At 73.4% G+C, this 6892-nt stretch carries 5 protein-coding genes; 1 reads left to right on the top strand and 4 read right to left on the bottom strand.

Annotation, left to right across the window (positions count from 1 at the left end; all coding sequences use genetic code 11):
- From CCL05_RS01500 to CCL05_RS01485, 4 genes are all read right to left on the bottom strand, one after another.
- Nucleotides 1–504, bottom strand: a 504-nt coding sequence (locus tag CCL05_RS01500; RefSeq protein ID WP_143589798.1) for an NAD-dependent epimerase/dehydratase family protein, incomplete at its 3' end; no start/stop codon positions are given.
- The gene (locus CCL05_RS01495) at nucleotides 501–2078 is read right to left on the bottom strand and encodes an AMP-binding protein (RefSeq protein ID WP_086558638.1); all 1578 of its coding nucleotides are present in this window, start codon (nucleotides 2076–2078) and stop codon (nucleotides 501–503) included. The genes CCL05_RS01500 and CCL05_RS01495, both read right to left, overlap by 4 nt.
- Nucleotides 2075–3016: an alpha/beta fold hydrolase gene (locus CCL05_RS01490; protein WP_244204118.1), complete on the bottom strand. Its 942-nt coding sequence runs from the start codon at nucleotides 3014–3016 to the stop codon at nucleotides 2075–2077. Before CCL05_RS01490 ends, CCL05_RS01495 begins: the two co-directional genes overlap by 4 nt.
- On the bottom strand, nucleotides 3013–4041 hold the full coding sequence (locus tag CCL05_RS01485) for a 3-oxoacyl-ACP synthase III family protein (RefSeq protein WP_086558636.1): 1029 nt from the start codon (nucleotides 4039–4041) through the stop codon (nucleotides 3013–3015). The genes CCL05_RS01490 and CCL05_RS01485 overlap by 4 nt, the downstream gene beginning before the upstream one ends.
- Nucleotides 4042–4198: 157 nt before the next feature.
- Between CCL05_RS01485 and CCL05_RS01480 the strand changes: the two genes are divergently transcribed.
- Nucleotides 4199–6892 (top strand): type I polyketide synthase (locus tag CCL05_RS01480; protein ID WP_143589797.1); only part of this gene is annotated, 2694 nt, incomplete at its 3' end.

The following is a 6892-nucleotide window of genomic DNA, read 5'->3' as shown; positions in this document are numbered from 1 at the left end:
CCCCCAGATGATGTGCGGGCGCAGCGAGACGGTGGCCAGCTCCGGGCCGTGGGCCGCCAGCACCAGGGCCTCGGCGCGGGCCTTGGTGGCGGGGTAGGCGGCCAGGTGACGGGGAGCGATGGGAAGGCTCTCGGTGACACCCTCCAGGCCGCCGGGCCGGAAGACGACGCTGGCGGTCGAGGTGTAGAGGAGCGTGTGCACGTCGTGGGCGCGGCACTGCTCGATCACATGGCGGGTGCCGACGACATTGGTGGCCCAGTAGGGCCGCGGAGGGCCGCTGACGCCGGCCAGGGCGGCGTTGTGGATGACGGCGTCGCACCCGGCGACGGCGCGGGAGACCGCGTCGGCGTCGGCGAGGTCGCCCAGGTGCTGGTGGACGCCCAGTCGTTGCAGCGCGCTGCTGGGGCGGCGGTTGAGAGAGGAGGTGACGTCGCCGCGTGCGTTCAGCCGACGGCAGATCTCCAGACCCAGGAAGCCGCTTCCTCCGGTGACCAGTACCTTCATCGGAGCCTCCCGCGCAGGCGCTTGGCGGCCCAGCCGGCCAGTCGCATGCGGTCGATCTTGGAGTTGTGCCGGGGGTCGGTGGGGAAGGCGGTACGGATCAGCACGGCGCCGACGCGGTGCCCGTCCGGGTGGTCCTTCAGAACGGCGCGGACAACCTCCAGGGCGCGGGCGCGGGGGGTGGAGGGCAGGGGTTCCACGCAGAGCACGGGCAGTTGGCACACGGCCGTGCCCACGCCGACGAGGGCGGTGCGTCGGATGCCGGGGGCGGTGTCCGACGCGGCCTCGATGTCCTCGGTGGTCAGGGTGAAGCCGGTGCCGGTGATCAGGTGGGCCTTGCGGCCCAGGAACCACAGCCGGTCCTCGTCGTCGAGGCGGCCCAGGTCCCCGGTGCGGTGCAGCACACCGTGGTCGGTGTCGCTCTTGGTGACGGCGTCGGCGTCGGGACGCGCGTGGTAGGCGGGGCTGACGGTGGGGCCGGTGACGGCGATCTCACCGAGCCCGGTGGCGTCGGCGTCCAGGATCCGCGCGCGGATGCCGGGCAGTGGCCGGCCCAGGCAGGTGCCCGCGTGCCCGGCGGGCGGCGCGGTGCGCGAGGCCCGCAGGTCGTGGTCGCCGATCGCGGACACGGGCAGGGCCTCCGTGGCGCCGTAGACGCTGAGGATCTCGGCGTCGTCCGGCACGGCCTTGCGCAGGGCGTCGGCGAGACCCACGCGCAGCGGGGCTCCGAAGGACAGGATCTGCCGGACCGAGGGCAGGGTGACGCCGTGGCGGGCGCAGTGACGGGCGATCAGGGTGAGGACGGCGGGGGAGGCCAGGACGATGCTCGCCCGGTGATCCCGGATGGGCCCGACGACTTCCTCCGGCGAGGTGCGGGCCGGGGCCAGGTGGTTCACCGCCGGGGCGACGGTGGCCAGGCCCAGCAGCGGACCGAGCAGCGCGACCGGCAGGAATCCGGCGAGGAGCACGTCCTCGGGCCGCGGGTCCATCAGTGTCGCCAGAGCGTCGAGCTGCCCGGCCAGGGTGGAGTGGCGGTACTCCGCGCCCTTCGGCCGTCCCGTGGAGCCGGACGTGAAGGCGATGAGGGCCGGCTCGTTGCCGTCGGGCTCACGCACCTGCGGGGGCGAGGTACCGCCGGCCGGCGTCCGGGTGACCAGCCGCCGTCCGGCGGGGAGCGGCGCGGATCCGGTGACCAGGGCAGTCCGGACGTGGGGGCGGCCCCACCCCAGCGCCCGGCGCCCCAGGTGGGCCAGCGGCTCCCCGATGAAGACGTCCGGGGCGATGTCCTCAAGGCAGCGGCCCACCTCGGCGCGCGGTTCGATGAGCACGGGTACGGCGCCGAGAAGGACCAGTGCGTACGAGACAGCGGTCAGATCGTGGGCGTCACGGGTCATCACGACGGCCTTGTGTCCGGGCCGGACCCCCGCGTCGCGCAGGTCCTGGGCGATGCGGCGGCAATGGCGCACCAGCTCGCCGCGACGGGTCGTCCGAGAGGTTCCCTTGCGGCTTTCCACGAGGGCGACGGCGTCGGACCGCTCGGCCAGGCGCCCGGCGATGTCCGCGGCGGTCGTGGTCATGGGGCTCCCTGGAGGAAGTCACGGATGTGGTCGCCCAGTTCGGCCGCGGCGTCCTCCATGACGAAGTGCCCGGCGCCGGGGAAGCGGTGGATGACGGCTTGCGGGCATCGGCGCGTCCACTCCTGAAGCAGGTCCGGAGTGAACACGGGATCGCGCATGCCCCACCCGACGAGCAGGGGCAGGTCCGCCAAGCCGGCCCCGGTGCCAGGGGGTTCGAGCAGGTGCCAGGCGGGGTCCGCGGGGCCGCGGGGGATCGCGCGTACGGCGTCGGTGACCGCCCGGCGCTCCGCGCGGCGGGCGTAGGGGCGCAGGTAGGCCCGCCGCTCGGCCGGGAGCAGCGGGTGGTGGACTCCGGCCCGTACGGCGACGCGGGCGAAGGCGTTGGTGGCGTGGACGAGGGCGGCGACCGGCCGGTGGTCACGGATCCAGCGCAGGTAGAACGGCAGCCGGAAACCGTCCGGGAAGGGGAAGGCCACGGTGTTGCAGACGACCAGCCGGGCCACGACGCCCGGATTGCGCAGCGCCCAGGCGGTTCCGAGCGGGCCGCCCCAGTCGTGCAGGACGAACGTCCAGCCCCGCTCGGGCAGGCCCTCGTTCCGCACCAGGTGACGGTGGAGGCTGTCCAGGCCGTCCAGCTGGGCCTCGTAGGGGTCGGGTACCCCGTCAGCCGGCCGCAGATGCCGGGACAGCCCGAAGCCCGGCAGGTCGGGGGCCAGACAGCGGGCGTGCGGGGCGAGCCGGTGCAGCAGCTTGCGCCAGACGTAGCTCCACGACGGGTTGCCGTGCAGGAACAGCACCGGCCGCCCGGAGCCGAGGTCGAGGTAGTGCTGGCCGGTGACGGGCACCCGCCGCCAGTGCCGGGGCGCGGGGTAGCCCGGCATCAGCCGTTCCAGTGCGGCGGAATCCGGCGCCGGGGCGTGCCCGGCTCGTGCGGTCACCACCGGACGAGCGCCAGACCGAAGCTGAAACCACTGGCCAGACCGATCATCGCCACCAGATCACCGCTCTCGATGCGGTCGGCCTCCCGCGCCTTGGCCAGTTGCAGGGGCAGGGAGGCCGCCGCGCAGTTCCCGTGCTCGGCCACTGCTGGCATGCACCGGTCCTCGGGCAGGGAGAAGATGTCGATCACCTCGCGGTACTGCGGCATGGCGATCTGGTGGAAGGCGATGAAGGAGAAGGCGCCGGCCTGCGCCGCCCGGAGCTCGTCCCCAACGGTGTCCATGATCCGGGGGAGTACGTCGAGCGCGCTCTGCCGCAGGTCCCCGTTCAGGCGCAGGGTGGTGTGGTCGTCGTGGACGGAGAGGTGGTGCATGCTTCCGCCGCCGGCCACCGTGCAGGCCTCCCAGGCGGGGGAGTTGCTGACGAACCGGAGGGACAGGATGCCGGGGTCCCCGTCACCCGCGGGGCCGGCGGTGAGCACCATCGCGGCACCGGCGTCGGAGGCTGTGTAGCCGGGCAGTGCCCTGAGCAGGTCCTCTCGGGCGGGGAGGTGCCAGCGGGTGGCCAGGGTGGCTGGTTCACCGCAGGTGATGAGGACCGTGCGGTAGCGGCCGGTCTCGATGAACGACGCGGCCACCTCCATGCCGTTGAGAAAGCTGTTGCAGGCGTTCTTGACGTCGAACACCGGGCAGGAGGCGCCCAGTTTGGTGGCCACGAGGTGGGCGGTCGCGGGTTCGATCAGGTCCTGCGAGGTCGAGGCGAACAGCAGCAGGTCCACGTCGCCGATCTTCAGACCGGCTTCATCGAGCGCGCTGCGGGCGGCCGCCACAGCGAGGTCGGAGGAGTTCTCGCCGTCCTCGTGGACATGGACCCCGCGCACACCGGTGAGATCCTCCAGCAGACCAGGCGGCGGGGCGTAGCCACCCGTCTCGATGATCTTGACGCGGGTTTCGTCCAAGGTCCGGTAACGGGACGGAAGATGAGCGGAGACGGCGGCGATACGGGCACGGATGGCTTCGGGCACCGGGTCACCGTAGCTGTTGCGAAACCGGCATGGCGCATCTGTTATGACATTCACTATAACGAGTGCTGTGTCCGGGATTCTTCCACTCGTCGCCCGCTCCGTCCTCTTCAATCCGCACGAAGGCCAGTGATCGGCGTGAAGGGGCGGAGACTTGGCGATGCAGCAGCTTGAACGGGCCGTGGCGGTCGTGGGCGTGGGGTGCCGGCTTCCCGGAGGCATCACCGACCTGGACGGCCTGTGGGCCGTGCTGCGCGACGGGCGCGACATGGTCGGTGAGATGCCCGCCGACCGGCTGCCCCGCGACCGGACCGTCGACCCGGGAGGCGTGCGGCCAGGCCGCAGCTACACCGCCGCCGGCGGCTTTCTCCAGGACGTCGCCTCGTTCGACGCCGCCTACTTCGGCATGTCACCCGCGGAGGCCCGGCACATCGACCCGCAACAGCGGCTGCTGCTGGAGATGGCCGCCGAGGCACTGGACGACGCCGCCATTCCCGCCGAGTCACTGGCCGGGTCGGACACCTGCGTGTATGTGGGCGTCTCCGACCCCGGATACGGCGTGAACCTGTCCATGATGCAGGACCACACCAGCCCGCACACCATGCCCGGCGCCACCCTGTCCCTCACCGCGAACCGGATGTCGTACGCCTTCGATCTGCGCGGGCCGAGCATGGCCGTGGACACGGCCTGCTCCTCCGCCCTGGTCGCCCTGGACCGGGCCTGCCGCACCCTGCGCGAGGGCCCGGGCCGCGTCGCCCTGGTCGGCGGCGTCAACGTGCTGTCCAGCCCCCACTCCTTCGCCGGATTCTCCTACGCGGGGATGCTGTCGCGCCGCGGACGCTGCGCGGCGTTCTCCGCCGACGCCGACGGGTTCGTCCGCGCGGAGGGCGGTGCGGTGCTCGTCCTCAAGCGCCTCACGGACGCGATGGCGGACGGCGACCGCGTCCACGCCGTACTGGCCGCCACCGGCAACAACACCGACGGCCGCAGCACCGGAATGATCGTGCCCAGCGCCGAGACCCAGGAGGCGCTGCTGCACACGGTCTACGCGGAGGCCGCGATCGAAGCGGACGACCTGGTGTACGTCGAGGCCCACGGCACCGGCACCCAGGCCGGTGACCCGGCGGAGGCCGAGGCCATCGGCCGGGCCCTGGGCCGGCGCCGCAGCCGCGGACCGCTGCCGATCGGCTCGGTGAAGACGAACATCGGCCACCTGGAACCCGCCGCCGGCATGGCCGGCCTGCTCAAGGCGATCCTGGTCCTGCGCCACCGGCTGGTACCGGCGTCCCTGCACGCCCTTCCCCTCAACCCCCGCATCGACTTCGACGGCCTGGGACTGGCCCCCGCCGTCGCCCCCGTCCCCGTCCAGCTGGACCCGGGGCAGAGGGCGGCCGTCGGAGTGAGCGCCTTCGGCTTCGGCGGAGCCAACGCCCACGCCGTCGTCGTCCAGCCGCCCGCCGCCCGCAGGCCCGAGACGAACCCGGTGCCGGACGGGCGCCCGCTGCCACTCGTCGTCTCCGCCCGGTCCGCCAAGGCGCTGAAGCAGATGACCGTCCGTATGGCGGAGCGCCTGCGCAACGCCGAGCCGGCGGACTTCTACGACGTGGCCCATACCAGCACCCTACGGCGCACCGCGCACCCGCACCGTGCCGCCGTACTGGCCGCCGACCCGCAAGAGGCCGCCCGGCAGTTGGACCGTCTGACGGCCGCGGAACCCGCGAGCGGGGCCATCGTGCGCGCCGGCGAGCGGGACGGGACCGCGTTCGTGTTCTCCGGCAACGCCTCCCAGTGGCCGGGCATGGCCGCCGACCTGCTGCGGGGCGAACCGGTCTTCCGCGGGGCCGTCCAGGAGGCCGACGCGGCCCTGGCACCCCACCTGGGCTGGTCGGTGGCCAAGGAACTGGCCCACCCCTCCCCCCGGAAATGGCAGCGCACCGAGGTGGCCCAGCCCGCCCTCTTCGCCGTGCAGGTGGGCCTCACCGCGTTGCTGGCCTCGCACGGGGTGCACCCACGGGCGGTGACCGGACACAGCGTCGGCGAGGTCGCCGCCGCCCTCGCCGCCGGGGTCCTCACTCTGGAACAGGCCGCGTTGGTGATCGCCGAACGCAGCCGCACCCAGGGCGCCACGGCGGGCCGGGGCCGGATGGCCGCCGTCGGCCTGCCCGAGGCACAGGCACGCGAGGAACTCCTCCGCCACGACGGCGCACTGGAGATCGCGGGGATCAACAGCGACCGGGACGTGACCGTCGCCGGGGACGCCGACGCGCTCGCGGCCTGGGGAGCCGAACTGACCGGCCGCGGCGTCTTCTTCCGTGAGCTGGACCTCGACTACGCCTTCCACAGCCGGGTCATGGACCCCATCAGGAAGCCGCTGCTCGACGCCCTCGACGGCCTCCAACCCGCCCCGGCCCGCATCCCGTTCGTCTCCACCGTCGCCGGCACCCCGCTGGACGGGCCCGAACTCGACGCCGCGTACTGGTGGCGCAACGTCCGTGAGCCCGTACGGTTCGCCGAGGCCGCCGCCCACCTCGCCACCGAACACGCCGGCGTCCTGGTCGAGATCGGACCGCACCCGGTGCTGCGCCCCTATCTGCGCCACACCGGCGCCATCTGCGTCCCCACCCTGCACCGCGACGGGGACGGCCTCCGCGAGACCGCGGCGGCCGTCGCCGCCGTACTCACCGCCGACACCGCGACCGACTGGCGGCACCACTTCCCCCGCCCCGGCCGGGTGGTCGACCTGCCCGCCTACGCGTGGCAGCACGAACGGCACTGGCACGGCACCGCGCAGGACCTGGTCACCCGCACCAGCGGCAGCGGCCTGCTGGACCATCCGCTGGTGCGGGTGACCAGG

The organism is Streptomyces africanus (assembly GCF_002150735.1).
GTDB lineage: Bacteria > Actinomycetota > Actinomycetes > Streptomycetales > Streptomycetaceae > Streptomyces > Streptomyces africanus.
Note: the sequence above shows the minus strand (reverse complement) of the source record. Positions and strands in the feature narration are given on the sequence as shown.

Coding starts and splice junctions, on each gene's coding strand:
- CCL05_RS01495 (WP_086558638.1), bottom strand. CDS start 2,078: ATGACCACGACCGCCGCGGACATCGCCGGGCGCCTGGCCGAGCGGTCC.